Genomic DNA, 23,471 nt, shown 5'->3' on the forward strand with positions numbered 1-23,471 from the left:
CGTTACAGGCCTGGCGCGTTCCGGCGCGCGAGCGCTCTTTCGAGATCTTCCGGCGTGTCGATGCCGAAACTCTGCGTTTTTGCTTCCGCCATGGCGATATCGTAGCCGTGCGAGAGAGCCCGCAGCTGCTCCAGTTTCTCGATATGTTCCAGGGGGGCGTGGGGAAGCGTGCAGAATTTTTCGAGCATCTTCCTGGTGAAACCGTAAAGTCCCAAATGCCCTTTGTAGCTCTCGAGGGTCCCATCCCGGTCGAAGGGGATGGGGCTTCTGGAGAAGTAGAGGGCGTATCCGCACTCGTCTGTCACCACTTTGACGAGATTGGGATCTTTTGCCTCCTCTTTGGAGACGGTTTTGTAAAGAGAGCATATCATCGTCTGCGCCTCGTTGCGATGTTTTTTGACAAGCTGTTCCAGTGTCCGGACGACATCGGGTTCGATGAAAGGCTCGTCCGCCTGCACATTGATGACGATTTCGCCTGCATCAAGCCCAAGACGCGTCGCCGCTTCGTTGATGCGGTCGGTGCCGCTTTGGTGCTCGCCGCTCGTCATGACAGCCCGGATGCCGTATTCTTCGCACACTCGGGCGACTTCGCCGCTGTCGGTGGCGACCGCCACATCGTCGACACTTCGGACCGCTCGGGCCGTGGCGACGACCATCGGCACACCGTCGATTTCGGCGAGAACCTTTTTCGGAAAGCGGGAGGAGGCGATACGGGCGGGTATGATAATCATGAATGCTCCCTTTTTTGCTATAATTCTACCAAAAACCGGGGGTTCGGTGCTTTTCTATCAACCGGAAGAGGGATACCGCTTCAACAGCGATTCCATGTTTCTCTACGATTTCATCTCCTCCTTTGCTCCCCGGGGGAAGGTACTGGATGTCGGGTGCGGGGTCGGCGTGATCGGCCTTTTGCTCGCGCGGGATTTTCCCATCGAACTGACGATGGTGGAAAAGCAGGAGATGATGGCGAAGCTGGCCGAAAAGAATATAAATGCCAATCGCGTCGAAGCCGAACTCGTGCGAAGCGACTTTCTCGACTTCGATTCAAAGAAACGGTTCGATCTCATCGTTTCCAATCCGCCGTTCTACCATCCCAAGGTGATTCGAAGCGACGATGAACATATGCAAATCTGCCGGTACAACGACCATCTGCCCATCGAACCTTTTTTCGGGAAAGTGAAATCCCTCCTGGCACCGCGGGGCCGTTTTATATTCTGCTACGACGCGAGACAGGTGGGTGCGCTTTTCGCCCGGCTGGCGGATGTGGGGCTGAGGGTCGAAGATGTGCGGTTCGTCCATCCCAAAAAGGAGAGACCGGCGAAACTGGTGCTGATACACGCCCGCAACAACTCCAAAGGGCTCTGCCGGGTTTGGCCCCCCTTTATCGTCTTCGAAGGGGATGCCTATGGCGAAGAGGCGGAAAAGATATTCAAAAAAGCAAGGACACATACGTTAAAATGTCTGATTTGATAACGAAAGAGGGGTACGATTTCGCTTTCGATCCGAAGGCGTGCGAAACCTGTGCCGGCAACTGCTGCATCGGAGAGAGCGGCCATATATGGGTGCGTGTGCAGAAGATTCCCGAAATGGCCGCCTTCTTGAATGTGGAACCGGATACATTCATTCAGCGCTATCTGGAAAAAGTAGGGTATCGTTTCAGTATCAAGGAAAAAGTGGTTGTCGAAGGAGAGTACGACTGTATCTTTTACGACAGAGAAAAACGCCGATGCGAGATCTATCCGGTTCGTCCGGTCCAGTGCCGCACCTATCCCTTCTGGGAGCATTTCAAAGAAAACGAAGAGGAATTGAAACGAGAATGTCCAGGTATCTGTCCGCGTTCGTAATACTGCTTTTTCTGTTTGCCGGATGTTCGCAGAAATCCCCGCATCCCCCAAAAGAGCCCAAGCAGCAGTACCGAGCGTTCGATTACGAGTACGACTACATCATCCATGCGCTCTACTACAAAGAGCATGGCGATTACGGCAGAGCCTACCTGCTTTTCGACGAACTCTACAAAAAGACCGGCAATCCGGATTACAAGATAGAATCGATCAAACTTCTGATCGCCGGAAAAAGGTACGAGGATGCGCAAAGAGAGCTCTCGCAACTGATGAAGAAGTTTCCGGAAAATGTGACGCTCTATCGGCTCTACACGGTGACGGAGCTGCGTCTCAACAAGGCCGACGAAGCCCTCAAAAGCGCCCAAAAAGCGGTGGAACTCGAACCCGAAAACCTCCAGAATATCGACATGTTGGCCTCGATCTACCTGATCAAGGGCATGTACCAACAAGCTTACGATGTCTACGACAGATACTATGCCACGCATCACGACGATACGACCGTCGTGAAGATGGCTTCCATCCTCTACCACCAGTTCAAGAAACCGCAGGACGCGATACGTCTGTTGGAGACCCACAGCAAGATGATAGGCTGTTCGGAAAACGTCTGCCTCTTTCTGGCGGAGCTCTATCGCCAGAACAACGATCTGGAAAACCTGGCCGACGTCTATGCCCGGATGTACGATGTGACGAAAACGGCGGAGTATGCCCGCAAGGCGGCGGAAATCTACGCCTACAAAAAAGAGTTCGACAAAGCGGAAAAACTGCTCATTGCGTCGAAAGCGGACGACAAGCTGCTGCTGGCCATCTACAAGCATACCCGCGCCTACGACAAGGCCTCGGCGCTGGCCGAGCGTCTCTATGAGCAGACGCTCGATCCGCTCTGGCTTGCCGAATACAGTATCCTCATCTACGAAGGCTCCCCGAAAAAGGACGATCCGAAACTTCTGAAAAAGGTTATCCGCAGCCTCTCCAGGGCTTTCAAGGAGGGGGTGGACGACCCGCTTTACTACAACTACCTCGGCTATCTGCTTATCGATCACAACATCGATGTAAAATGGGGTATCGAACTGGTCCAAAAAGCGTTGAAAGCCGAACCCGATTCCGCCTTCTATATCGATTCACTCGCCTGGGGACACTACAAGCTGGGTCAATGCAAAAAAGCCTATGAAGAGATGAAAAAAGTGATAGAGAAACTTGGGCTCAAAGATGAAGAGATCAAAGCCCACTGGAAAAAAATAGAAAAATGCAGGAGTCGTAAAAAGTGATACTCGATGAAATCATAGCCCGTACGAAAGCCGATCTTAAGAAGAAGAAAAAAGAGTTTCCGATGGAGTGGCTGGGACGCTCCCTCGCCTACAATCCCTATCCGCCGCGGGATGTGCACAAAGTTCTCAAGTCGACACCCGACAACCCCTACCGCATCATTGCGGAAGTGAAAAAAGCGAGCCCCTCAAAAGGGGTAATCCGGGAGGATTTCGATCCGCTTCTGATCGGCAAAGCGTACGAAGAGGGCGGGGCGGATGCGCTTTCGGTCCTGACGGAGCCGCACTATTTCCAGGGGGATGTGGAGTACCTGACGATGCTGCGCCGCTATGTTCCGATGCCGCTGCTTCGCAAAGATTTCATCATCGACAGGTATCAGCTCGTCGAGGCGCTTGTCTACGGCGCCGATTTCGTTCTGCTCATCGCCAAGGCACTGAGCCGAAAAGAGCTGAAAAATCTGCTGGAGTACACCTGGCACCTCGGAATGGAGGCCTTGGTCGAGATACATGACAGGAAGGACCTCGTCAAAGCGATTTTCGCCGGGGCCAACATCATCGGCATCAACCACCGAAATCTCGAAACATTCGAGATGGACATGACTCTGAGCGAAAGACTCATACCGCTTATTCCCAACTCCAAAATCATCGTCGCCGAAAGCGGTATCCACGACCACGAACAGGTCAAACATCTTCACGAAGTGGGTGCCGATGCCTTCCTTGTCGGCGAACACTTCATGCGCCAGAAAGATATCGCCGGTGCGCTGCGCAAACTCAAATACGGCAGTGACAACAAGAAAGGGTAGCGTTTCCCTTTACTTTTCTTCCTCGCCCAATTCCGATTTCGCCTTTTCGAGCAGGTCGATCACCTCTTCGTCACTGGTTTGGTCGAACCGCTCGTAATGGGCACCGACAGCCCAAAACGGCTCGGGCGTCTCCAGTACGACCACACGATCGGCCAGGCGTTCCATCTCAGGAAGCGTATCCTGCGGGGCCACGGGAACGGCAACGACGATGGTGGCCGGATTTTGCTCACGAATCGCAGCCAGTGCCGCTTTCATCGTATAACCGGTCGCGATACCGTCGTCGATCAGAATAACGCTTTTGCCTTCCAGGTGTTCGAGTGGGTTCTGCGACCCGCGATAGAGCTTTTGCCGGCGATGGAGCTCCTCGCGCTCCCGGGCGACCACCTGGTCGAGATAGGATTTGTCGACTCCAAGCCGATAGACCGCTTCCTCGTTCAAAAGGACACGCTCGGGATTGCCCTCCACCAGGGCGCCGATGGCGAACTCCTCGTTGAAAGGGGCCCCCAGCTTCCGGACGATGATGACATCGAGGGGAGCTTTGATACGCCTGGCGACTTCGTAGGCGACAGGAACGCCGCCTCTTGGCAGCGCCAGGACGATGGGATTTTCGAATGGGCCTTTCGCTGCGACGGCTTCCGCGAGTTTCTCACCCGCTTCGACTCTGTCTTTGAACATGGCAGCTCCTTGCAAATGTTTATTTTTATTTAAGATATAGCATAATTTAAGAATTATTTCAAGTTTTACAGAGTAATTTAAACGGTATGATGGAAAAAGAGAAAAAAGAAGGGTACTATTTTGGAACCACCGTCGATGGAAAATGGTGGAGACGGTATAGCGAAAAGGGTTTTTTCGCCCGGGGGAACGGTCTTTACTGGTTGGGATTGGACTCTTTTTGTTTTCAGAAACATCTCACGCAAGAGGCATTTCGCATCCCCTTCACATCGATTGTCGATGTCGGTATCGGAAAATGGCATGCCGGAAAGTGGGGCGGCGGGTGGCCCGTCGTGCGGATAACATGGGTCAAAGAGGGGAAAACACTCGCTTCGGGTTTTCTCTTCGCAAAGAGTGAGAAGCGATGGCGGGAGACGGTTCGCCGCCTCGAAGAGGCTGCCGCTCTCAACACCGGCTCGGGGGTGTAAATCTCAGGCGTTCAGAAGTTCTTTTGCGATCTGGTTGATCACTCTCCCCTCGGCGCGGCTTCCTATCTTCGCTTTGGCTTCGCCCATCACCTTGCCCATATCCTTCATTCCCGACGCACCCGTCTCTTCGATGATCTGTTTGAGGATTTCTCGCACTTCATCCTCGCTCATGGGCTCGGGAAGGTAGCTTCGAAGAATTTCGAGCTCTTTCTCGTTTTTTTCCACGAGATCCTCACGCCCTCCTTCCCTGAACTGTTCGATGGCGTCGTTGCGCTGTTTGATCTGTTTGACGAGGATCGCTTCGATGTCGGAATCGCTCAGCTCTTTGCGCTCGTCCACTTCGATCTGTTTGATGGCGCTCATGACAAATCGGATGACATCGCGTTTGAAGGTATCTTTCTCTTTCATCGCCGTCTTTAAGTCGGTTTTCAGTCTCTCTTTGAGTTCGCTCATGCTAATCCTTCGTTTGGAACGGTTTTTGCTAATCCGTTCATAAATCTGGACCGAATTATACCAAAAGGATGATGGGAATGCGAAAGATCGAAACGCTGGGGCTTTTGGCGACAATACTGCTCTATACCGGGTGCAGCACCCACCAGGCCGATGCGAAGATCGATTTCAAACCGCCGAAATATGTGGAACAGGTGCCGCCAAGGGAGAAGTTCAGGGGAACCTACAATCCCGGCAGCCTCTTCGGACGGGGAGACAATCCCGTCTTCTCCGACAAAAAAGCGATGAACGTCAACGACATCGTCACGGTTGTCATCGACGAAAACATTCTCTCCTCCTCGAGCGGTTCGAAGAAGATAAAGAAGACGACGAACGACAAGCTGGGCGGTGCGGTATTTGCGGGAGGCCCGGGAAATTTCGCATCGCAGGCGAACAAGATAACCGATATCAGCGCCGGTATCAGTTCGAACAACTCTTTCAACGCCACCGGCACCAACGAACGCAAAGAGAAGTTCACGACGACAATTTCCGCGAGAATCATCAAAATTCTCGAAAACGGCAACTATTTTATCGACGGCCGAAGAGAGATGCTGATCAACGGACAGAAGCAGATTCTCCATGTCAACGGAGTCATCCGTCCCGAAGATATCACACAGACGAACATGATCGACTCGAAACATATCGCCGATGCCAAAATACTGTACGAAACACAGGGAGATATCAAAGAGGCGACGGAGAAGGGGTGGGGAACCAAGGCGATCGAGTCGGTCTGGCCCTTCTGAGAGAGTGGCGGATATTACTCCCGGATGGCGGCGAGCGAGGCGAGCAGTGTACGCCTGCCGTCCTCTCTCGTGACGAATTTCTCACTGTATTCGACAATATTGAGTGGACAGAAAACATGGAGCAGTTCATTTTTCTGCAGCAGGTAGTCGGGGTTGCCAGGGGCGCCTTCGTTGGCATCATCCGCCACGAAGGTTTCAAAAAGCAGGAGGCCGCCTTTTTCAAGATGTGACATCATCGCCGGGTAGAGATTGCGGTTGAGATAGTTGAAGCAGAGGATGGCGTCATAGAGGCAATCGAGTGCGATGCCTCTTTCCAGGTCCGCTTCGATGGCACGGACATGCGGGATTTTTTTCAGTGCATCAAGAGCGACATCGCTCCATTCGATGGCATCGACATAGTATCCACGCTTCGAGAGGAAACGGGCATGGCGTCCCATCCCCGCCGCGATATCGAGGACCTTTTTCCCGACGATCCTGTCGACATGTCGCAGCAGCAGCTCACTTGGCACCCCGGAAGGCGGCTGCGAAGCGTATCTTCGGTTCCATCTCTCTTTGTCTTCAAACATCGACTCTGTGTTCCCGTACGATGGCGATGCCTCCTTTGACGACACCCCGATTTACAATGGGGAGCGTATCGATGTGAACCTCTTTTTCCCCTCCTGTAACAGGATCGACGACCGATCCGATCTTCGAGTGGAACTTTCCTTCCAGTGTCTCCTCCAGCAGCGAAACGATCCAGGATTCCATGCGGTGCAGATCCTTTCTTAAAGAGAGTTTTGTCCCCAGGCCGAGCAGTTTTTCGGCCGCTTTGTTGCATCGCTCCATCAGAAGATCGCTGTTGTAGAGAATCACTCCCGCGGTGTACTCTTCCATAAGAATATCCAGGGCACTTTCGCGCAGTTCGAGCTCCTCGAACATGACACGGCTCAGATGGCTCAGCGAATTGGTAAGAACAGTGGCCTCTTCCGAAGTGTCGGCGGGGAACGTTTTACACTCCTTCTGCACCTCTTCCTTTTTCTCTTTTCTTTCGCTCAGTCCCAGGACAACCATCGCCTGGTTCAGAAGGTAGGTTTTGTTCTCTTTGTGAAAGAACTGGCCGTATCCGAAATAGCCCACGGTCGTCGTATTTTGTGAGAGCATTTCAAGAGTCTCGTAGAGCCTCTCTTTGTTCAGCAGCTGGTGGGAGGCGTCGGAGAAGAGGAAAAAGGTTTCGAAACTCCTCTTCCCCGCCAATGTGGGAAAACAGAAGGTGGAGGAGACTTGCCTGTCGATATACCCGAATTTCCATTTTTTTTCCGGGTTGATGTTTCCGGTATAGCGGATCGAGCCATCTTCATACAGCGACGTGGCGTTTCGGGCGATCTGCAAGCCGTCCGTCTCCGTCACCAGGGCGATTTCGAGTCCGGAGAGGGGAAATTTTTCCAGGAATGTCTTGCCAAGATAGTGCTCATAGAGTTCCGCCGCGATCGTTCCGTTGATTTCGTGGACACGGTTCTTTTTTGAAGAGGTGATTTCCAGGTCGGGACCCACGACATGGAGGTCGACGATCGCTTTCATCGCAACCGTCAGGTTGGAACCGCTCAATCCCACGGCAACCGCCCCCTTGCTAATCGTTTGGTCGTTATGTACCAGAATCGTTTCGAAAAATTTGCCGTAATCCGCCGCGAGTCCGCCGCAGACGGGGGTCTTGTCATTAACCGTGGTGATGCCCGCAAGAAGCTCTTCCGGGTTGAGTTGGAGAGTGTCACAGAAAAGCAGCAGTAGTTTGGTGTCCCGTCTTATCACCTTTTTCGCCAGAAGTTTGCCCGCGTCGAAAGTCTGGTCATCTTCGATTTCGCCAAGCGAGTAGCTGGTGAGCCGGGTTTTTTCGAACGTGGAGATGGCGATGATGGTCTTATGCTCGCTGAAAGCGTTGTTGTGAATATCGCCGAACGTCGTGATCCCCACGATGACGGCTTCGGGAAAGAAGATCTGGACTTCATGCGCGATCTTTTCGAGCATCGAACGGGAGCGGTAGGTGCTGTAGATCTGCACCAGCACCGATTTGGCACGGTTGATCTCCTCTGTGGGAAGAAGATGAAAAGTCAGTACCGATTCGTATACAACGGAATAGGTTTTCATGAAGCCCTTTATAATGTGTTTTGTCTGGTACCGATGCTACAGTATACCATCAGTTTATATAATACAATAATCGGTATTTAAAGAGAGTTTGTTTACCATAGTTCCGAAAAGAAGGAGAAATTATTGAAAATCATGATTCAAAACGAAACCGTCCGGCTCGAGGAAGTGGGGCAACTCTATCCGGCAGCCATCATCAGGTATGCAGACGGGACCGTGACACAGATTTCTCTGGAGTGGTATGACGAAATGGCCAACAACGATGTGGAACTTCTGCATTATGCCATCTGCATCCACTATAAAGAGGAGGGGAGAGAACCTCTCGTCTTTTCATACGAAGACCGCAGCAAGCTGGAAGAGGCGATCGGTCAGCTCGTCTCCCAGTTTCGATCATGAGAGACGGTATTTGAAATCTTCGTAGCCGAAACGTCGGACGATCTCAAGTTCGTTCTTTTTGGTCCAGATGGCGATGGAGGGATGCTGCACGCCGTTGAATGTCGTGCTTTTGACCATCGTGTAGTGTATCTGGTCCTCGAAGACGATTTTGTCCCCGATTTCGAGTGGTTCGTCGAAGCTGTAGTCTCCCATGATGTCTCCGGCAAGGCAGGTGTTGCCTCCTAGGCGGTAGGTGTAGCGCTTCTCGCCCGCCTTTCCGGCACCGCGCACTTCGGCCCGATAGGGCATGGCCAGGGTATCGGGCATATGGGCTTCCGCCGATACGTCCAAAATGGCTATATCCATGCCGTTGTGGACAATGTCGAGTACCGAAGCGACGAGCGGACCGGTCTGCCACCCCACCGCTTCGCCCGGCTCCAGATAGACCGTCACATTGCCGTGGCGACTTTTGAATTCGCGGATTACGTCGATGAGACGAGCCACATCGTAGTCTTTGCGGGTGATGTGGTGACCGCCGCCGAAATTGATCCATTTCATTTTCGGAATATAGGCACCGAACTTCTCTTCGAACGCATCGAGCACGCTCTCTAGCGCATCGACATTCTGTTCGCAGAGGGCATGGAAGTGAAGTCCCTCAAGCCCATCGAGAAGATTGGAGTCGAAATTGTCGATTGTGGTGCCGAGCCTGCTGTAGAGCCCGCAGGGATTGTAGAGATCCACCGGCGCCGAAGAGAATTCCGGATTGACACGCAAACCGCAGGAGATTTGCGGATTGGCCGATTTGGCCGTTTTCAGAAACCGCCTTACCTGGTTGGGAGAGTTGAAGATGAGGTGGTCGCTGATGCGCGCGATGGTTTCGATCTCCTCTTCCTTGAAGGCCGGGGAGTAGGTGTGCACCTCCTTGTCCATCGTTTCCCGCCCCAGCATCGCCTCGTGCAGACCGCTCGCGCTCGTTCCTGCGAGGTATTTTCCGACAAGATCGAAAGTGCTCCACATGGCAAACCCCTTGAGTGCGAGCAGAATTTTCGCGCCGCTCTCTTTCTGCACGCGGTCCAGGATTTTCAAATTGCGTTCCAGCATCGCCTCTTCGCAGACGTAGCAGGGGGTTGGGATGATGGAAAGGTCGATCATGATTGTCCTTTAATAAGTTGTTTCAAAATTTCTTTTAAATGGAATATTCAAGGCTTTTCATAATAGTATTTATAGACTTCATGCCCGCCGATATCGAGAAAAAAAATCCTCTCGTCGACAATGACGATATCGATCACCATGCGATACTGCATATTGATGGATATGCTGTAAAATTCCCGCTCTTTTTTTATATTTTACAGAAAAAACTCCACTTTTAGACTGTTCCAAATTCTGGGAGAAAACCACTGTGTCCTAAGTGAAACATTCTGTTCAGCCGCCAACCAATTGAGAAACGACTCGATTCCCTCCTTTCCCATATGAATGAGATGCTTTTTTATCGGTGCCATTTTATCCTCCTGATAGCGGTACATTTTGTCATGCTATTGGATAAATGAACATTATCACGATAAAATGTGTTGATAATGGCTGAAAAACCAATAGCAAGAGACCGTAAAACAGGTAAATTGTAGTAAAAACCAATAAAATGAGCACAAAATATATCAATTTCGAAATATCTGAAAAATAGCACAACATTTTTTGTGTCGTGCTATTTTTTCATGACGAGGTGTTTAGTATACTTTGTTCGTACAATAAATAGTTCTGCGTTAAAAAGGATATATCATGAATTTTAGTGATTGGTTGTTGTCCACAATCGGGACTGGAGCAATATTATCCGGAGTTGGATGGATATTGCGTGATTGGATAACTAGTCGTCTGAAAAAAGCAATTGAGCATGATTATAATAAAAAACTTGAAAAATATAAATCCGACTTAAAATCAGAAACTGATAAGCAATTATTAATATTGCAATCGAAAGCAAATGTTGAATTTGAAAAATTCAGAGTTAGAATAGGTCGTTATACTGAAAAACAATTTGAACGATACAATGAGCTATGGGTTAAATTAACAGAACTACGGCATACTATGGATGATCTATGGGAATCTGCAAATGAAAGAACTCTAAATAGATTTTCAAGAGACCTTAACAATACATTCAGAATTCTTGAGAAAAGTGCATTGTTAATTGAACCGAATCATTATAGTGAGCTTATTGAGGCATTAAACGTATTTGCCAAATATCAAATAGGAAAGAAGACGCTAATAGAATTGAGAAAGCATACGGGCAACCAATATGTGTCTAATATTAAAGAACGGATTCAGGAGTTAATTATGACCAATGGACATCATAGGAATCGCCTCAATCAAGCGATGCAAAATTTAATGGACGACATGCGGAGACAAATAAATGGCACAAATGAATAGCACAGAACAAAGCGCTCCACCTGACCGCTATTCCGCTGCGCTCCATAGCGGCAGGTGAGCTTTGTCGTTATATATCAAAAAAAGAAGGAACATAAATGTTAGAAAACATAGATTTAAAAAATATTATATCAAGTATTGCAATAGTCGTATCAGTATTTATCGCAGTTTTTGGATGGTATTATAATAGTCAACAAAATAGAAAACATGAAATTTTTAAAAGAAGTATGGATGCAAGAATAAAACTTTTAGAAGATTATTTATTGTTTTTTCAAAATGCTCAAGAAACTAAATCGTTAGATGGATTTAATAAAATACAAGTTAGATTTTACATTTATGGCAATAAAGATGAAATTGAAATTGTTAAAACTATTTCTTCTGAAATAGAAAAAAATAAACAAATGACTAAAGAAATATTTGACAATTTTATAAAACTTAATAAACTAACAAGAGATAGACTAAGAGAAGAGATAGGGTTAGATAAAGTAGATATATAACAAGTTATTGGAGAGAAATATTTGACCGTACGGTCAAATATTTCTCAATTCAGTCGTTCGTTTCTGACGAAACGATTAAAAAGACAGGACGATTGAAGACAAGACGATAAAAAAAATTATCCTGCTTATCCATGTGAATATTATTCGTTTAATTCGCATAATTAGCAGTTAGAAATAGTTATGTCATTAATAATCTGCATAAGTTCAGAAACATATGGCACTCCAGCAAGGAGTGAGTATGCAGACCGATTATCTCTTTCATGGCCTCAAAGGCTTCAAAAGATTACAAAGCGTATGCTATCGTTTGCAGATGCAAACCAACACGGCACTGAAACGATTGAAGATTTTGAAGTTCTACGACAAGTGGGATCTTGATGCCACCCTGGAAGCGTTCGATATCAGTAGACGAACGCTCTATCGATGGAAGGCTCTTTACAAAGAGAGCGACGGGGATATCCTTTCGCTCAACCCCCGCTCCAAAGCTCCGAAGAAAAAGCGTCAATCCCAAACACCCGGAGAGATCGTGGAAAAAATAAGAGAACTCAGATCGACGTACCCCAATATGGGAAAAGCCAAACTCTATCATCTGCTCAAACCCTGGTGTGAAGAGAACCGGCTGCCTGTGGTTTCGGAATCGACGATCGGCAGAGTGATCGCCAACGATAAGGACAAAATGCGGCTGATCCCCTATCGAATCGACTCCAAAGGAAACGTCAAACCCAAAAGAAGAGTCTTCAAAAACCGGAAACCAAAAAACCTCAAAAGCAAACCGATGCGTCTATGGGCAGTGGATACGATCCAAAGAGTCTGTGACGGGATGAGACGATACATTATGACGCTCGTCGATCCACATAGCCGCGTCGCCTTCGCCGTCGCCATTCCCACCCGACACTCCAAACATACGGCCAATGTGCTCAATGCACTCCTTGAAGGTCTCTTTGATACCGCCCATGTCACGACAAAACCCCGATCCTTCTGTATCCTCTCCGACAATGGCAGTGAATTCATGAAACTCTTCGACGCCTTGGTACAGGAGAAAGGGCTGACCCATTACTGGACCTATCCAAGAAGTCCCAAAATGAACGCCCACAACGAAAGATTCAATCGGACACTCCAGGAACAGTTCGTGGATTTTCACGAAGATCTGCTCTTTACGGATATCGAACTGTTCAACCAAAAAATGGCCGAATGGCTTGTCGATTACAACACTCTCATCCCTCATCATTCCCTTCGATTGAAACCTCCGGTACAATACCTGATTGAACATCATCCGGAGTGCCATATGTGGTGGACTAATACATGCTATTTATAGAGTGGCGGGGAATATGGTATAGTTTGTTCATACAATAAATAGTTATGCGCCATAAAAGTAAGTGAAAGGGAAGTTTTTATGTTCAATCTAATTGTCAGTGGAAGCGGATGGGCAGAAACTCGCGATACTTTCCCGCTTGGCAGAATATTCGAATACACCACTGATGATATTGTTGAGCGGTTCAAGCCTGGCGGGATCATTAATTTCGACGCCCTGAGGAACCTTCCGACCGTATTCATGGAAGAGACATGGGGCGATGGAAAGCAATTAGCAAGAGTCGGAACAATTATTCGGGCGAGAATAACTGGAGGAGAAGTGTCATTGGAATATTTTTATGATCCAGATGTTCCGCCCATTCCAAATAAGGCCATAGAATCGATCTCAAGTGAATTAGACATCCGAGACTTTGAATTCAATCGCACGCATTGGGCTGTAAAAGATCAAGACTTATTTCGGGTGTTATTTCGTCATTTTCAACCACGCCGATTAAAACCCAAGGTTTTTTCATTAAACGAACCAGAACAAATAGAAAGTGTTCTAGCTTCTGCAATGATGCCTTTTTCCCCGCATTTTGATTCGGTATATGATGCCCTAAAAACTGTTTGTGAAAAGGTTGGCTTTAGGTGTAGAAGAGCGGATGATATTTGGGAGAATCCAGCTGTAATTCAGGACGTTGTTTCCCTTATTGATAGATCGAGGGTGGTTATTTGTGACTGCACAGGTAGGAATGCAAACGTGTTCTATGAGGCTGGGATCGCTCATACATTGGGACGTGAAGTAATTCTAATCACGCAATCAGAAGCAGATATCCCGTTCGATTTGCGCCACCTGAGGTATGTTCATTATCTAAATAATGGCGAGGGGTTGCTTGAATTACAAACAAAACTCGAGAAGCGGCTATCTGATATTGCTGGGAACTAGGGTTAACGCATAACAAGCGGGTGCACTTGACCGCCAATCCGCTGCGCCCTACGGGCTTGCGTCTTGTCGGCAAGTGATCCTTGTCGTAATGTGTGAAAGGCCGAGAAACCTTAAATACCCTTTTGATTAAATGAGCGTTGGAAACCATAAACCGCGAAGTGAAGTATAAAAGGCAATGTTTTTTAAAAAACTCAGAATTTTGGAGAACAGATTATTTATTATGAATTCATTTTTAGAAAAGTTGTTTTGTATTATTGCCATTGATACTGAACATTTAATTAACTCGTATTTAACGCAAAGTGAATTACAGTACCTGAATAATTCCTTGAAATCTATAAAAGACTTAAATGGTGAGTTTTATACTACCTCAGAAGGTGAGAATCTAGAGGTATTGCTTTATTTTTTATATTGTCATAAAGAAGATATTCTGACTCTATGGGAAGATGAGTTTAAAAAAGAAATACTTGTGAGGCTATATACATCAGGAGTTATCTCTGGAAATTATCCATGTTTTCATTTTGATCTGTCTAAATTCAAACAAACTTATAAATCAAGCGGTCAAACATTGACTTTGTATCGAGTTGGCAGAGAACAGGAGCAAAAAGAAAACTTAGGAAACTCATGGTCTACAAGCACTACCGGCTTGAAAAACTACGTTCAATCATCTTCAATAGAAGTAGAAAATAACCCTGTATTTGTTATTGAAATAAATGACTCAGAAGTATTGTGTGAAGGTAATTCTCGAGAGAATGAATTGATATTAAAGAAAGGCTTTAAATTTAATAGTATTAAGTCACTTGATATTGAACAAAAGCGTCAGCTTTTTGAGTGATATACTGTGCTTGTGGTATTAAAAACACCTAACAAGTGCGTCAACTTGGACTGGTTAACCCGCCGCTTCTCGTTCCTTGTCACTCTGGGTTAGCCAGCCGGTTACGTAAAACGTTAGAAGCTACTAGGAATATATGATGGCATCTCTTGCAGAAGAATTAATGCATACGACTGTCAGGCTTGAAGGGAAAAAAATACAAGGAACTTCTGTTGGGACAGGGTTCTTCTTTATGCATGAGCAACGATTATTCCTTATAACAAACAAGCATGTTGTAGAGGGCATAGTTCATGGCAATTTTGTGGTGTTGAAAGGAAAGGTCGATGGCAAGACAAAAAAGCCTTTACTCGGTCAAGGCTACAGGTTCTCATTCAACGCAAATAATTTTATAGGCCATCCAAATCCAGATGTAGACGTGGCTGCTATGAATGTTTCAGCAATATTCAGCGAAGCTGAGAATAACGGAGACATACTGTTCTGGAAGAATCTTACGGAAAGGGAATTCCCCACACAAGAGCAGATTGATAAATTCATTTCCCCAATAGAGGAAGTTGTATTTATCGGGTATCCAAGTGGCATATGGGACACGAAAAATATTCTCCCAATAATAAGAAAAGGCATAACAGCCACTCCTTATTATATAGACTTCGATGGGCAAAAAAAATTTCTGATTGATGCATCCGTATTCCCAGGTTCCAGCGGTAGCCCTGTATTCATCTACTATGCTGGAGGATATCCAGATAAAGAAGGGAATCTTTATGCGGGAAACAGACTGCACTTTTTAGGGATTGTCGCGCAGGTATATAAACGCGTAGAGCAAGGTGGTATTCGTATTGTCAATATCCCAACACAACAACTGCCTGTCGCAGAAATTGACCAAATGATCGACCTCGGCATCGTATTTAAGGCGGAAACAATAAAAGAATGTGTGGAATATTATGTCAACGTGGTCAATGCTTCTAACAATAAAATCCAGCCGGCGCAGTAAACTGCGCGGCTGATTTAATCGTTAATCCTCTCAAACCACTTTCATACCCTACACATTCATCTCTATCACATGCCACGGCAGCCCCTGGCGGTTAAGCTCCTCCATGAAGGGGTCGGGGTCCATCTGCTCCATATTGACGGTGCCGGGCCGCATCCACTTGCCTTCGCACATCAGTTTGGCGCCGATCATGGCGGGCACGCCGGTGGTGTAGCTCACACACTGAGCGCAGACCTCTTTGTAGGCTTCCTGGTGGTCGCAGATGTTGTAGATGTAGATTTTTCTCCTTTCGCCGTTTTTGATGCCTTCGCAGACGACGCCGATATTGGTCTTTCCCTTGGTGCGGGGACCCAGGGTCGCCGGGTCGGGGAGCAGGGCTTTGACGACATGCAGAGGCACGACTTTGCAACCGTCCACTTCGATGGGGTCGATGCGCGTGAGGCCGATGTTGTCGAGGACTTTGAGGTGAGTCAAGTAGCTTTCGCCAAAGGTCATCCAGAAGCGGATGCGCTTGAGGCCGGGGATGTGCTTGATTAGCGACTCCTCCTCTTCATGGTAGAGAAGGTAGCTGTCCTTGGGTCCGATGTCGGGGTAGTCCCAGACCATCTTCACCGCCATCGGTTCGGTCTCCTTCCAGTCGCCGTTCTCCCAGTAGCGCCCTTTGGCGTTGACTTCGCGGATGTTGATTTCGGGGTTGAAATTGGTGGCGAAAGGGTAGCCGTGGTCGCCGGCGTTGCAGTCGAGAATGTCGATGTACTCTATTTCGTCGAAATAGTGCTTGAGGGCGTAGGCGCAAAAGACATTGGTGACACCCGGGTCGAAACCGCTGCCTAGCAGTGCCATGAGCCCTTTGGCTTTGAAATCGGCATCCTTGGCCCACTGCTCCTTGTACTCGAATTTCGCCGTATCGGGGTGCTCGTAGTTGGCCGTATCGAGGTAGTGGATGCCGGTGAGCAGGCAGGCATCCATGATGGTCAAATCCTGGTAGGGAAGGGCGACGTTGATGACTACACAGGGCCGCACTTTTTTGATGAGCTGCACCAACTCCTCCACATTGTCGGCATCCACCTGTGCCACGTCGATCGTCTTACCCTGCATCCGTTCGATCTCTTCCTTGATCTGCACGCATTTTTCCAGCGTGCGGCTGGCCAGGGTGATATGGTCGAAAACATCGCTGTTTTTGGCGCATTTATGGGCGACGACCCGGCCGACCCCTCCGGCTCCGATAATCAAAACTCTGCTCATGTTCATCCTTGGAAATTGAAGTAGGTTATTATACCAAGCGATAGTTTCGATATAATCACGTCATTTTACAGAGTTTCCGAAAATAGGGATCGACCCATGAAAAAAGCTATCATATTAATGAATATGGGAGGGGCTTCCCGTCTCGACGAAATAGAAATCTTTATGCGTAACATGTTCAACGATCGGCGAATTATCGGCGCGCCCGGGATGATTCGCAAAAATCTTGCCGAGCTCATCACCCGTATGCGCCTGGAAGGGGTAAAAGAGAACTATCGACAGCTCGGCGGCGGCTCGCCCCTTCTGGAGATTACCGAAAAAATCCGGGAAAAACTCCAGGAAAAGGTCGACGACGCCGTGGTGGAGATCGTGATGCGCTACACGGAGCCTTTCGCGGTAGATGTTTTGAAAGGCCTGAAAGAACGGGGCATAGAAAAACTCTACCTGATTCTCATGTATCCGCAGTTTTCGACCACGACGACCGCCTCCTCGATCGAAGATATCCGAGCCGCGGCGAAATTGATAGACTATCACCCCGTCATGGTCAGCACGCTGCACTACCACGATTTCGAACCCTATCTCGAAGCGGTCGAGGAGCGCATCGTCGAAACGCTGGGCGACGAAGATCCCGGCACGGTCAATCTCGTCTTTTCTGCCCATGGTCTTCCGGTCCGGGTCGTCAAACGGGGCGATCCTTACCAAAAGCATGTGGAAGAGGAGGTGCTGCGCCATGTGACGCGTCTGCGCGCGAGGGGAATCGTCTTCAATCAGGTCCACATCGGCTATCAGTCGAAAGTAGGACCTCTCAAGTGGCTCACTCCGTCACTTGCGAGGGTGCTCGAAGAGATAAAAAACAAAAGGGTGTTGATCTATCCTGTATCTTTCACTGTCGACAATTCGGAAACTCTTTTCGAACTCGATTTTGAATATCGTGAGGTTGCGGAAAAATTGGGATTCGATCTTTACCGGGTGTGCCGCTGCCCGAACGACTCGGATAGGTTCATCCGAGCTCTTGAGCTGCTGTATAGAAAGATGGGGTAGGGGGTTGGGTTTTCAGCCCGCGGCCGATTCCAGATGCTCTTCGGCAAACTGCCTGAGTCCGTCGCACAGGACACGCCGTTTGTGTTCGATCACGGGAATCGATCTGATCTCCTCTTCGTTTTCGTGGTAGAGTGCGATTCCTTTGTCGAGCATCTCTTCCAACAGGTCGTCGGAAATGGCTTCGATTTTCATCTGCATTTCCTCCAGCAGACACTTGACGACGCTCATTCCCACGATTTTGGTATAGGGGTGGTTGCGAATCATCGTCCTGAGTCTCGGGTATTTGGTTCCGATGATCTTCACGACTTTCGCATTGAGTTGATGCATCATCTTCTCCTCCTTTTTTCACCGCTGCAGCGAGGCCATGCCGCACCGGATTGATGATTTTCGGCTACACATAAAACAATTTCAATCATCTATAACATTTCGCCCATGACGGGCCGATTACAAAATTACAAGTTGTTTGCGGATGTGCAGAAGAGAAAGTATTTTATCTAAATTTTATTTTATAATCAAGTCCGGAATTTGGTAAAATTGCTTTCATAATTATTCTGACTGCAGGAAAACCATGCAAAAAAGCGGTTCTTTTTACAACCTTTCCACACTCCTTCTTGCTCTCTTCGCTCTGAGCGTTTACCGTTTCTATGTGCTGACACAGGCGGCTGGAGTGATCGACCTCTACGCCGACGAAGCCTACTACTGGGGCTGGGCGCAGCATTTTGATTTCGGCTACTACTCCAAACCCCCCATGGTGGCATGGCTCATCATGCTCGGTACCTCGCTTTTTGGCGACACATTCGTGGGTATCAAGGTTCTCTCGCTCTTTGTCTACATACTGACAACGCTCAATATCTACTTTCTGGCGAAGGAGCTTTTCGACAACGAAGAGATCGCCTTTTTCAGCGGGCTCGCATTTGTCACCCTGCCGGCGGTCTGGCTCTCCTCCCTCATCATTTCGACCGATGTGCCGTTTCTTTTTTTCTGGTCGCTGGCAATGCTCTTTTTCGTCAAGGCGCTCAAGAGCGACCGCTGGAGGGATTGGCTCGTTACGGGCATCGCGGGCGGCGGAGGACTGTTGAGCAAATATACGATGATCATCTTCGTCGTCTCCGCTTTTGCCTATCTTATCCTTTCCTCCCGCTATCGGCATCACCTGAAAAATCCGCGTCTTTACAGTGCGATGGCTCTCGCGGCGATTTTGTACATGCCCAACCTCTACTGGAACTATACCCACGAATTCGTCAGTTTCAAGCATACCAGCCGCGACAACGCCCATATTACGGGTCTTCATTTCCATCTGGGCAAAATGCTTGAATTTCTCGGTTCACAGTTTGGGGTATTCGGTCCCGTGCTCTTCGGGTGGTTACTGGCGATACTGCCCCGCTACGGCCGCTTGAGGGACGATGAGAGGATGAAGCTTCTGTGGTGGTTCATCATGCCCATGTTCGCTCTGATTCTGACCGTGAGTCTTCTTTCGCGTGCCTTTGCCAACTGGTCGGCGCCCATGTACGTGGCCTCGACGCTGCTGGTGGTCGCCTGGCTCGTTCTCCGGGACAAAAAGAGATGGCTCGCCGCGGCGATCGCCGTGAATATAGCGCTCGGGGTCGGCCTCTACCACTATTACAGCATCGCCCATCTGATGGGCGTGGAGGTGACCCGGAAGATCGATCCGTTCCGTCGTGTCCGGGGGTGGCATGAACTCGGCACGGCCGTGGGCGAGATTCTGAAGCGCCATCCGGGGGCGAAACTGCTCAGTGACGACAGAAAGGTGATGGCGGAGCTGATCTTCTACGTTCATCCCCATCCCTTCGATGCCGTGAAGTGGAATCCGAATCACACATTGCGGGACCACTATGAAATGACGACCGACCTTCAGAAGCATGTTGGGGACGATTTCATCTACGTCACCCGCCGCAAAGGGGCGGGGGGTGTCGCGAAATATTTTAAAAGTGCCGAAAAGATCGCAACGATCCGCATTCCGCTCCATAAAGAGGACGCAATGGTCTTTGATGTATACTATCTCAAACATTTCAAAGGGTATCGATGAAACTTTCGGTAGTGATTCCGGTCATGAACGAAGAGGAGAATGTCGCTCCGCTTTTTGAAGCGGTCAGAAAGGCGCTCGAGGGGATCGACTACGAACTGATCATGGTCGACGACGGATCGACCGACAGAACCGTCGAGCGTATGAAGGAGCTGGCCGACGAACGGACGAAGATCATCGTGTTCAACCGCAATTTCGGGCAGACCACAGCGATGGCCGCGGGTATCGAAGCAGCGAAAGGGGATATTATCGCGACGCTCGACGGCGATCTTCAGAACGATCCGACCGATATTCCGATGATGATCGAAAAGCTGGAGAAAGAGGGGTGGGACCTTGTCGCCGGCCGTCGTAAAAAGCGGCAGGACGGGATGTTTTTGAGAAAGATACCCAGCAAGATCGCCAATGCCATCATCCGGCATTCCACCGGCGTCTATCTGCACGACTACGGCTGCACGCTGAAGGTCTTCAAACGGGACGTGGCCAAAAACCTGGGACTCTACGGGGAGCTGCACCGTTTTATCCCGGTTCTTGCCAAAATGTACGGCGCGAAAATCACCGAGGTCGATGTCAAACACCATCCGCGCATTCACGGAGAGAGCAAATACGGCATCGGGCGGACTTTCCGGGTAATCAGCGACCTGCTGCTGATGCTCTTCATGCAGAAATACAAGACGAAGCCGATGCACCTTTTTGGCACACTGGGTATCCCGATGCTCGCCATCGGCCTGCTCATCGACGCCTACCTGTTCGTTCTGAAACTCTTCGGAGAGAGTATCGGCCAGCGGCCGCTCCTGATTCTGGGGGTCATGTTGACCCTCGGCGGCATTCAGCTTATCACGACGGGATTTGTCGCGGAGCTCATCATGCGGACCTATTTCGAATCCCAGAACAAAAAACCCTATACCATCAAGGAGATATTCGTCGCTTCTTCGACAAAACCGAAAGAAAAAGAGGCCGATGAAACGGAAGCTTAAGCTTCTGCTGAAAATCCTTCTGACGGCAGCGGCTCTTGCGTTCGTACTCCAAAAGGTGGAACCGGACCGGCTGAAATCGGCCCTTCGGAGTGCCGATGCTTTCTGGCTTTTTTGTGCGTTCTTTTTTTTCAATCTCTCCAAAATCGCCAGCGCCCTGCGGCTTAATCTCTATTTCGAGACGATCGGCCTGCATCTAGCGCAAAGCTACAATCTTCTGCTCTATTATGTGGGCATGTTCTACAACCTTTTTCTCCCCGGCGGCATCGGCGGTGACGGATACAAAATCTATCTGCTCAACAAGACGTTCAAACAGAGACTCAAAACGCTCTTTCAGGCGGTGCTTCTGGACAGGGTGAGCGGTCTTGCCGCGCTGATTTTCTATGCGGCGCTTCTTTGCGCCTTCAGCCGATACGCCCAGCTCTACCCACTCACGTACGGTGCGGCGATTCTTTGCGCCCTGCTTGTCTTTCCCGCCACCTACCTGATGACGAAACTCTTTTTCCCTCTCTTTCTCGATGTTTTCGGCAAGACGATGGCCTGGGGGCTTGCCGTTCAGCTGCTGCAGCTGGTTTCGGCGTGGATGATCGCCAAAAGTCTCGGCATCGACGGGGCGCTGTGGGAGTATATGACGCTCTTTCTTGTCTCGAGCGTCGCGGCGGTGCTGCCGTTGACCATAGGCGGTGTGGGAATACGGGAACTCACGTTTCTCTACGGGCTGGAGTGGATTGGAGAAAATCCCGCTCTTGGCGTCACCTTCTCCTTTCTCTTTTTCATGGTGACGGCTCTCTCTTCGCTTGCGGGTCTCTTTCTTATCAACCGCATCCAGGCGCAACCTATCGACAAAGAGGTGATATGAACAACACAGCAAAACTTCGATTCATCCCCATGGACAGTGCGGCCCAGCAGTCTGTCGAAATGGCGAATTTGACACGCCGGAGCGAGATTGCAACCCTAACGGGGCCGTCGGAACCCTCATCCTCCGCCGTGCATGTTTTCGTTCTATCGGCTTTTGACGACTCCTCTTTGCAGAAGATAGCGGGTTTCAAAGGAAGAGGCATACTGCTGTTTCCGGATCAGGAGACGAGCGGCCCCTTCATCGAAAAGGTGATGAAGAGTTCTTTTGTTCCCGTTCCGGTGAAACTGGAATCTCTCGCGGCCCTCTCCTTTTCCCATGCCGTCAAGAGCATCGAAACGCTTTTTGTCGAATCTTCCGAACAGGATTTCTCGCTGGGCGAAGAGGACCTTTTCGCTGTCTTCCAGGCTCATCGGCTCAACCGGTTTTATTACACCGAGGGACGCCATCTGCGGGAAGCGGTGCTGCGGATGGCGCATCGCGTGCGCAGCCGAAGGGGCATCGAAAGTGTCGCCTACACCCTTACGGTTCCGGCAAACACCGCACTCTTTTCTCTCGATGAAGCCCTCGATGTGCTGGAGATCGCCGTGCCGCCCGAGAAGCCTCTGCATTTTGCGATCCGTTTCGCCTCAGGCACGAACCATATAAAAATCAGCGCCTGTATCGCCTCTTCGGAACGGACGCCTTCGGACATTCAAAGCCGCATCGATGCGCATCCGACCTATCTGGGCAAGCTGGCGGTGATCGTGGAGGGATTCGCCGACGGGAAGATCGACGAAAAGCGGATGGATGAGCTCTGCCGCGAGAACGGCATCGAGCCGGAAGATGCCGACAGGCTTTACGACATCTTCTACGTGCGTGCCGACGAGACGGCGGCTTTGATGCGCCATCTGCGGGAGAGCCGAAGCGCCGATGAGCGGATCGAACTCATCGCCAAGGCGCTCGCAGACAATTTCATCGATGTTCGCGTTCTCGAGGAGCTCGCCAACCTCTACCGCCTGCCCGCCGACCGTATCATCGCAAGAGCCGGCGCACTCCAGGAAGAGGGATCGGCTTCCAAATGAAGAGAGTGAGTGCGGGTATACTGCCGTTTAGGCAGAAAGAGGGCGGAACGGAGGTCTATCTGATCCACATGGGGGGACCTTTCTGGCGAAAGAGAGAGCGCGCATGGAGTATCGTCAAAGGGGAGGTGGAAGAGGGGGAAGATCTGCTCACGGCGGCCAAACGCGAATTTTTCGAGGAGACGGGAGAGCGGATCGAGGGGAGCTTTCTGCCACTGGGAACGGCGAAAACCTCGAACAAGATCATCCACGCATGGGCCGTCAGGGCGGAACCTTCCACCCGTATCGTCTCCAACATGTTCGAATTGGAGTGGCCGCCCGGGTCGGGCCGGAAACGGAGTTTCCCCGAAGCGGATCGGGCGGCATGGTTTCCCCTTAAGAGAGCGGAAGAGGTGATCGTCAAATCCCAGATTCCGTTTCTTGAAAGATTGCGGGAACTTCTTTCCGGGAACTAATGGCTGTTTGAAAGTGGTTTTCAAACCAAAGACTCTATAATGGCCCCAAGACAATTTCCAACATCAAACCAAAGG

Annotated in this window: 27 protein-coding genes; 19 read left to right on the forward strand and 8 right to left on the reverse strand. The window is 49.6% G+C overall.

Features of this window, described 5'->3' with window-relative positions; all coding sequences use genetic code 11:
* Window positions 1-2 precede the first annotated feature (2 nt).
* Window positions 3-731, reverse strand: coding sequence for a 3-deoxy-manno-octulosonate cytidylyltransferase (kdsB, locus tag JMG82_RS01215; RefSeq protein ID WP_201353123.1), 729 nt, complete (start codon window positions 729-731; stop codon window positions 3-5).
* A 46-nt stretch (window positions 732-777) separates the two neighbouring features.
* Here kdsB and JMG82_RS01220 point away from each other — a divergent pair, with 46 nt between their 5' ends.
* The 4 genes from JMG82_RS01220 to trpC are packed head-to-tail and all read left to right on the forward strand — an operon-like array spanning window position 778 to window position 3,906.
* A complete protein-coding gene (locus JMG82_RS01220) occupies window positions 778-1,470 on the forward strand; it encodes a tRNA1(Val) (adenine(37)-N6)-methyltransferase (protein WP_201353124.1) in 693 nt (230 codons plus the stop codon).
* Window positions 1,458-1,844 carry a YkgJ family cysteine cluster protein gene (locus tag JMG82_RS01225; RefSeq protein WP_201353125.1) on the forward strand — a complete coding sequence of 129 codons (387 nt, stop codon included), beginning with the start codon at window positions 1,458-1,460 and terminating at the stop codon, window positions 1,842-1,844. Before JMG82_RS01220 ends, JMG82_RS01225 begins: the two co-directional genes overlap by 13 nt.
* A complete protein-coding gene (locus JMG82_RS01230) occupies window positions 1,817-3,106 on the forward strand; it encodes a tetratricopeptide repeat protein (RefSeq protein ID WP_201353126.1) in 1,290 nt (429 codons plus the stop codon). The genes JMG82_RS01225 and JMG82_RS01230 overlap by 28 nt, the downstream gene beginning before the upstream one ends.
* Window positions 3,103-3,906 (forward strand): indole-3-glycerol phosphate synthase TrpC, encoded by an 804-nt coding sequence (trpC, locus tag JMG82_RS01235; RefSeq protein ID WP_201353127.1) that lies wholly within the window; start codon window positions 3,103-3,105, stop codon window positions 3,904-3,906. The genes JMG82_RS01230 and trpC overlap by 4 nt, the downstream gene beginning before the upstream one ends.
* Before the next feature lie 9 nt (window positions 3,907-3,915).
* Here the strand turns inward: trpC and JMG82_RS01240 are convergent, their stop codons facing one another.
* Entirely contained in the window at window positions 3,916-4,581 is a 666-nt protein-coding gene (locus JMG82_RS01240) for a phosphoribosyltransferase (RefSeq protein WP_201353128.1), read from the reverse strand.
* A gap of 89 nt (window positions 4,582-4,670) precedes the next feature.
* On the opposite strand from JMG82_RS01240, the gene JMG82_RS01245 reads away from it, so the two are divergent.
* Window positions 4,671-5,045, forward strand: a complete 375-nt coding sequence (locus JMG82_RS01245) for a PH-like domain-containing protein (protein ID WP_201353129.1) — start codon at window positions 4,671-4,673, stop codon at window positions 5,043-5,045.
* A gap of 3 nt (window positions 5,046-5,048) precedes the next feature.
* Here JMG82_RS01245 and JMG82_RS01250 read toward each other — a convergent pair whose 3' ends face one another.
* Window positions 5,049-5,498: a GatB/YqeY domain-containing protein gene (locus tag JMG82_RS01250; RefSeq protein ID WP_201353130.1), complete on the reverse strand. Its 450-nt coding sequence runs from the start codon at window positions 5,496-5,498 to the stop codon at window positions 5,049-5,051.
* Window positions 5,499-5,575: 77 nt separating this feature from the next.
* Between JMG82_RS01250 and flgH the strand changes: the two genes are divergently transcribed.
* Window positions 5,576-6,277 carry a flagellar basal body L-ring protein FlgH gene (gene flgH / locus JMG82_RS01255; RefSeq protein WP_201353131.1) on the forward strand — a complete coding sequence of 234 codons (702 nt, stop codon included), beginning with the start codon at window positions 5,576-5,578 and terminating at the stop codon, window positions 6,275-6,277.
* A 14-nt stretch (window positions 6,278-6,291) separates the two neighbouring features.
* On the opposite strand, the gene JMG82_RS01260 is transcribed toward flgH, so the two are convergent.
* A complete protein-coding gene (locus JMG82_RS01260; protein WP_201353132.1) occupies window positions 6,292-6,843 on the reverse strand; it encodes a class I SAM-dependent methyltransferase in 552 nt (183 codons plus the stop codon).
* Entirely contained in the window at window positions 6,836-8,398 is a 1,563-nt protein-coding gene (locus JMG82_RS01265) for an FIST N-terminal domain-containing protein (protein WP_201353133.1), read from the reverse strand. The genes JMG82_RS01260 and JMG82_RS01265 overlap by 8 nt, the downstream gene beginning before the upstream one ends.
* Before the next feature lie 123 nt (window positions 8,399-8,521).
* On the opposite strand from JMG82_RS01265, the gene JMG82_RS01270 reads away from it, so the two are divergent.
* On the forward strand, window positions 8,522-8,791 hold the full coding sequence (locus tag JMG82_RS01270; RefSeq protein ID WP_201353134.1) for a hypothetical protein: 270 nt from the start codon (window positions 8,522-8,524) through the stop codon (window positions 8,789-8,791).
* On the opposite strand, the gene nspC is transcribed toward JMG82_RS01270, so the two are convergent.
* On the reverse strand, window positions 8,786-9,922 hold the full coding sequence (gene nspC, locus JMG82_RS01275) for a carboxynorspermidine decarboxylase (protein WP_201353135.1): 1,137 nt from the start codon (window positions 9,920-9,922) through the stop codon (window positions 8,786-8,788). The two genes, JMG82_RS01270 and nspC, sit on opposite strands and share 6 nt — an antisense overlap.
* Window positions 9,923-10,543: 621 nt before the next feature.
* On the opposite strand from nspC, the gene JMG82_RS01280 reads away from it, so the two are divergent.
* The 6 genes from JMG82_RS01280 (at window position 10,544) to JMG82_RS01305 (ending at window position 15,729) form a co-directional block, all read left to right on the forward strand.
* Window positions 10,544-11,185, forward strand: a complete 642-nt coding sequence (locus JMG82_RS01280; RefSeq protein ID WP_201353136.1) for a hypothetical protein — start codon at window positions 10,544-10,546, stop codon at window positions 11,183-11,185.
* A 95-nt stretch (window positions 11,186-11,280) separates the two neighbouring features.
* Entirely contained in the window at window positions 11,281-11,679 is a 399-nt protein-coding gene (locus JMG82_RS01285; RefSeq protein WP_201353137.1) for a hypothetical protein, read from the forward strand.
* A 238-nt stretch (window positions 11,680-11,917) separates the two neighbouring features.
* Entirely contained in the window at window positions 11,918-12,991 is a 1,074-nt protein-coding gene (locus JMG82_RS01290; protein WP_201353138.1) for an integrase core domain-containing protein, read from the forward strand.
* A 78-nt stretch (window positions 12,992-13,069) separates the two neighbouring features.
* On the forward strand, window positions 13,070-13,912 hold the full coding sequence (locus JMG82_RS01295) for a hypothetical protein (RefSeq protein ID WP_201353139.1): 843 nt from the start codon (window positions 13,070-13,072) through the stop codon (window positions 13,910-13,912).
* 175 nt (window positions 13,913-14,087) lie between these two features.
* Entirely contained in the window at window positions 14,088-14,744 is a 657-nt protein-coding gene (locus JMG82_RS01300) for a hypothetical protein (protein ID WP_201353140.1), read from the forward strand.
* Window positions 14,745-14,880: 136 nt separating this feature from the next.
* Complete coding sequence (locus JMG82_RS01305; protein WP_201353141.1) at window positions 14,881-15,729, forward strand: trypsin-like peptidase domain-containing protein; 849 nt, start codon at window positions 14,881-14,883, stop codon at window positions 15,727-15,729.
* Between the two features lie 48 nt (window positions 15,730-15,777).
* Here the strand turns inward: JMG82_RS01305 and JMG82_RS01310 are convergent, their stop codons facing one another.
* On the reverse strand, window positions 15,778-16,971 hold the full coding sequence (locus JMG82_RS01310) for a saccharopine dehydrogenase family protein (protein WP_201353142.1): 1,194 nt from the start codon (window positions 16,969-16,971) through the stop codon (window positions 15,778-15,780).
* Between the two features lie 96 nt (window positions 16,972-17,067).
* On the opposite strand from JMG82_RS01310, the gene hemH reads away from it, so the two are divergent.
* The gene (gene hemH, locus JMG82_RS01315) at window positions 17,068-18,009 is read left to right on the forward strand and encodes a ferrochelatase (RefSeq protein ID WP_201353143.1); all 942 of its coding nucleotides are present in this window, start codon (window positions 17,068-17,070) and stop codon (window positions 18,007-18,009) included.
* A gap of 12 nt (window positions 18,010-18,021) precedes the next feature.
* Here the strand turns inward: hemH and JMG82_RS01320 are convergent, their stop codons facing one another.
* Window positions 18,022-18,339: a hypothetical protein gene (locus JMG82_RS01320; RefSeq protein WP_201353144.1), complete on the reverse strand. Its 318-nt coding sequence runs from the start codon at window positions 18,337-18,339 to the stop codon at window positions 18,022-18,024.
* A 238-nt stretch (window positions 18,340-18,577) separates the two neighbouring features.
* Between JMG82_RS01320 and JMG82_RS01325 the strand changes: the two genes are divergently transcribed.
* Genes JMG82_RS01325 through JMG82_RS01345 form a run of 5 tightly spaced genes read left to right on the forward strand, consistent with a single transcriptional unit; the run spans window position 18,578 to window position 23,396 of the window.
* Window positions 18,578-20,056, forward strand: a complete 1,479-nt coding sequence (locus tag JMG82_RS01325; RefSeq protein ID WP_201353145.1) for a glycosyltransferase family 39 protein — start codon at window positions 18,578-18,580, stop codon at window positions 20,054-20,056.
* The gene (locus tag JMG82_RS01330) at window positions 20,053-21,027 is read left to right on the forward strand and encodes a glycosyltransferase family 2 protein (RefSeq protein WP_201353146.1); all 975 of its coding nucleotides are present in this window, start codon (window positions 20,053-20,055) and stop codon (window positions 21,025-21,027) included. Before JMG82_RS01325 ends, JMG82_RS01330 begins: the two co-directional genes overlap by 4 nt.
* Window positions 21,011-21,883 (forward strand): lysylphosphatidylglycerol synthase transmembrane domain-containing protein, encoded by an 873-nt coding sequence (locus tag JMG82_RS01335; protein WP_201353147.1) that lies wholly within the window; start codon window positions 21,011-21,013, stop codon window positions 21,881-21,883. The genes JMG82_RS01330 and JMG82_RS01335 overlap by 17 nt, the downstream gene beginning before the upstream one ends.
* Entirely contained in the window at window positions 21,880-22,944 is a 1,065-nt protein-coding gene (locus JMG82_RS01340; RefSeq protein ID WP_201353148.1) for a hypothetical protein, read from the forward strand. Before JMG82_RS01335 ends, JMG82_RS01340 begins: the two co-directional genes overlap by 4 nt.
* Entirely contained in the window at window positions 22,941-23,396 is a 456-nt protein-coding gene (locus JMG82_RS01345) for an NUDIX hydrolase (RefSeq protein ID WP_201353149.1), read from the forward strand. The genes JMG82_RS01340 and JMG82_RS01345 overlap by 4 nt, the downstream gene beginning before the upstream one ends.
* Window positions 23,397-23,471 lie beyond the last annotated feature (75 nt).

Source organism: Hydrogenimonas urashimensis (assembly GCF_016593255.1).
GTDB classification, from domain to species: Bacteria; Campylobacterota; Campylobacteria; order Campylobacterales; family Hydrogenimonadaceae; genus Hydrogenimonas; species Hydrogenimonas urashimensis.